Genomic DNA, 3,804 nt, shown 5'->3' with positions numbered 1-3,804 from the left:
ACTCAAACCGGGATGGAAATAAAAGTTATTAAAATCAATACAATGTGAAAATGCAATGAGCATAAGCGTGTAACGTAGGTTTACTGTCTCATACAACAAACCCACCAATAATTCAAGACGTCCTCCACGGGGCGCTTACATCTGTTGCACGCCTGGACGCCGACAGCGAAAACGGCGGCCAAGAGATCATGTTAAACATCGACCGCGATAAAGCCACCCGGCTGGGCGTGAATGCCGACATGCTCGACGCGATGCTCAATAACTCCTTCAGCCAGAGCCAAGTGGCGACAATATACAAAACCCTGAATCAATATCATGTGATTATGGGGCTTAACGAGGCTTATACCGGCGATGCCGAGGTACTGAAAGAACTTTTTGTGGTCAACGACAACGGTGAGACGATCCCTTTGTCGGCATTCATTACCTTTAGCAGCGCCAATGCGGCGTTGTCGGGGGCGCATCAGGGGCAATCCGCCACCAGCACCGTCGCCTTTAACCTGGCCGATGGCGTGTCGCTGGAGCAGGCGCAGACGGCCATCAAAGACGCGATGGTGAAAATCGCCTTGCCCACCACCATCCAGGCCGGCTTCTAAGGAACCGCCAAGGCGTTTGCCGCGCTGGCCGCGTCAATGCCCTGGCTTATCCTGGCGGCGCTGGCGGCGGTCTATATTGTGCTCGGCGTATTGTATGAAAGTTATATTCATCCGCTGACGATATTATCCACCCTGCCCTCGGCGGGTCTGGGGGCGCTGTTGCTAATGCTGGTCACTGGCACACAGTTGACGGTGATCGCCCTGATCGGCATCTTGTTACTGATAGGTATTGTGAAAAAGAACGCCATCATGATGATCGATTTTGCCCTGGCGGCCGAACGCAATCAGGGGCTCACGCCACAACAGGCCATCACCCAGGCCTGTCTGATGCGGTTCCGGCCGATTATGATGACCACGCTGGCGGCCTTTTTTGGCGCGCTGGCGCTCGGCAGCGGCGACGACGCGGATCTGCGCAGCCCGCTGGGGATGGCCATCGTCGGCGGGCTGGCCTTGAGTCAGCTGTTGACGCTGTTTACTACGCCGGTGGTTTATCTTTACCTCGATCGTCTCAGCCGCAATAGCCAGCGCGCCTGGCATCGCTTGCGTAAAACCGGCACGGCATGAAGCCGTTATAAGAGTGAAACACCACAATGAATGATTTACACCGCGCACTGAAGTTACTTCCCCTGGCGCTGGCCCTGACGATGGCGGGCTGTAGCGTGGGACCGGATTATCACCGGCCCGAGACACCGGTGCCACTGCAGTTTAAAGAAGCCCAAGGCTGGACCCGGGCAATGCCGCAGGATCAGCTCAGCAAAGGCGAATGGTGGGCGGTCTACCGGGATCCTGTCCTGTCCGATCTGCTACGCCAGGTGCAAATTTCCAACCAAAACGTCGCACAATATCAGGCACTGTATCGCCAGGGGCGAGCGCGGGAATCGCGCGCCGACCTCTATCCCAGCGTAACCGGTACGGCCTCCAGCACCCGGTCGGGTAACCGCAGCACGACCAGCAATAGTCATAGCGCCAGCGCCAGTTGGGAACTGGATCTGTGGGGCAAGCTGCGCCGCACGCTGGAAGAAAACCGGGCCAGCGCCCAGGCGAGCGAGGCGGAGTTGGCCAATATCACCCTCAGCGCGCAATCAACGCTGGCGCAGGACTACTTCCAACTGCGGGTGATGGATCAGCAACTGGCGCTCTATCAGCAAAGCATCACCGCTTATGAGCGCTATGTGCGCATCATCAATAATAAATATCAGGCCGGCAGCGAGGGGCGCGATACCTTGGCGCAGGCGCAAACGACCCTTGAGAGCGCCCGCGCCTCGGCGCTGGATGTACAATGGCAGCTCGCCCAGTTGGAGCATGCGATCGCGGTGTTGATGGGCAAACCGCCGTCGGCGTTCAGCCTCCCCGCCGTGCCCCTTATCGCCGCCATGCCGATTACCTCGATGTCGCCACCACGCAAAATACCAGCCTTTCCCAACAGCAGAGCCAGTTATCGCTGCAAAGCACGCAGTGGGTGACCAGCGTTCAACTGATCGTTGCCCTCGGCGGGAGCTGGCAGGCGCCGGTGGGCGCCGCGGTGCAATAGCGATGCCAAGCCCTCCCGGACGGCGGCGGGAGTCACCCCCTCCGAGAGTTATAATCCGCAGGGCGTAACGGATACCGCCCAGCGCTTGGGGGTTACCGTCTACCGCGATGGCACATTGGAAAAGAAGATCCGTATCCTCGGGGCGTCCCAGCGACAGCGCGTGAAAATGACAGCGGGAACACGTGAAAGCACCACCGGTAACGCGTGGAAGTCACAGTAGAAGCGCGTGAAAGTTCCACCGGAAATACGTGGACATAGCAGCAGGAGTGCGTGAAGGTTCCAACGGAAACACGTGGGGATCACAGCAGAAGCGCGTGGAAGTTATGCCGGAAACGCGTGGGAGTCAATCACGCGGGACGCGTGGACATTCTCATCGGCTCACGAGCCAGGCTAGGTGCCACCCTCGTTCGTTAGGCCAGGCAATTGCGCTGGCCTCAACGGTGGTCAGACGGGCTATCAGGCGTGTTCGACCGTGGCCGCTTGCGCGCCGCTTAGTTGCCGGCAGGTTTGGCTTAACGTCGGCCAGACCGTCATCAGCGTGGTGACGATGCCGTTAAGATCGTCTTCGCTGGCGCCGTCTCGCGCCTGAACCGACATCCCCTGAAGTGTGCAGGCGAGATATTTTGCCAGACCCGCACAGTCGGTGCTGGCCGGGAGTTCCCCCTGCTGCTGCTGCGTCAACAGAAAATCCAGCAGCGTGTGTTCCTGCAAATGGTGGCGCGAGCACAGGATCTGCGCCACTTCATCCGACGACGCGGCCAGCGCCGCCGACGTGCAAATGATAAAGCAACCAGACGGCAAACTTTTATCGGTAAACATCGCGGCGGCAGCACGGTAAAAGTCTTCAATGGCTTGAGTGACGGAAAGACCGTGGCGCGCCAGCAAGGCTTTGCCCTTTTCGGCGAACTTCGTCACGTAGCGCTCCGCCGCGGCGCGGAATAACCCTTCTTTATTACCAAACTCCGCGTACAGCGTGGGCGCCTTGGCCCCCGTGGCCTCAACGAGATCGGCAAGGGATGTCGCTTCATAGCCATGGCGCCAAAACAATTGCAACACTTGGTCCAGGGCGGTTTCACGGTCGAATTGTTTCGGACGCCCGCGCCCCTTTTTGACACAGGCGTCTTGATGGTCGCTCATAGTTCCTCTCTTGCAGAATGGTGAAAAAATACACTAAATTAATGGTCATTATAAAAAATACTCCCCCGGTGTCGAGAGGCTTTTTGCATTATGTGTGCTTAGGAAAGCAATATTTTAATGATCATTAAAATATTGTCTTGCTTCATCAGCCGACGCGGTCTATCATTTTGTTATCAAATGTTAACTATTTATCCAACCGCCATCCTTTTGACGGTGTAGTCGGGAGAAAATCACATGAAAAACGTAAGCGTACGCCCAGCGCCGTCTGTTAATTCCCCATCAGGTTATTGAAGATGATGTCCATTATTTTTTTAATGGGCGCAATTCATGAAACAAACCCCACCAAAACCCTCAAGACGTCGTCCCAATTTCCCGCGGGACTTTAAAATTAAGCTGGTTGAGCAGGCGCTCCAGCCCGGCGTATCCATTGCCAAGCTGGCACGGGATAACGGTATCAATGACAATTTGCTGTTCAACTGGCGCCAGCTCTACCGTCAGGGCAAGTTCGGTGTCCAACCTAAAATCCCCACTACACAGCAGGCT

1 protein-coding gene and 3 pseudogenes are annotated in these 3,804 nt (G+C 56.7%); 3 read left to right on the top strand and 1 reads right to left on the bottom strand.

The genetic code is table 11. From position 1 onward, the window contains the following. Positions 1-134: 134 nt before the first annotated feature. Both ACMX3H_RS17525 and ACMX3H_RS17520 read left to right on the top strand, forming a co-directional pair. A pseudogene (locus ACMX3H_RS17525) lies at positions 135-1,157 on the top strand (efflux RND transporter permease subunit); the annotation flags it as partial. A 26-nt stretch (positions 1,158-1,183) separates the two neighbouring features. Continuing rightward, positions 1,184-2,002, top strand: a pseudogene (locus ACMX3H_RS17520) (TolC family protein); the annotation flags it as partial. A 578-nt stretch (positions 2,003-2,580) separates the two neighbouring features. Here ACMX3H_RS17520 and ACMX3H_RS17515 read toward each other — a convergent pair. Then, entirely contained in the window at positions 2,581-3,261 is a 681-nt protein-coding gene (locus tag ACMX3H_RS17515; protein ID WP_415211720.1) for a TetR/AcrR family transcriptional regulator, read from the bottom strand. A 357-nt stretch (positions 3,262-3,618) separates the two neighbouring features. Here ACMX3H_RS17515 and ACMX3H_RS17510 point away from each other — a divergent pair. Then, positions 3,619-3,804, top strand: a pseudogene (locus tag ACMX3H_RS17510) (transposase); the annotation flags it as partial.

This window comes from Sodalis sp. (in: enterobacteria), from assembly GCF_047607725.1.
In the GTDB taxonomy this organism is placed as follows: Bacteria; Pseudomonadota; Gammaproteobacteria; order Enterobacterales; family Enterobacteriaceae; genus JBLKSS01.
Note: the sequence above shows the minus strand (reverse complement) of the source record. Positions and strands in the feature narration are given on the sequence as shown.

Coding starts and splice junctions, on each gene's coding strand:
- ACMX3H_RS17515 (WP_415211720.1), bottom strand. CDS start 3,261: ATGAGCGACCATCAAGACGCCTGTGTCAAAAAGGGGCGCGGGCGTCCG.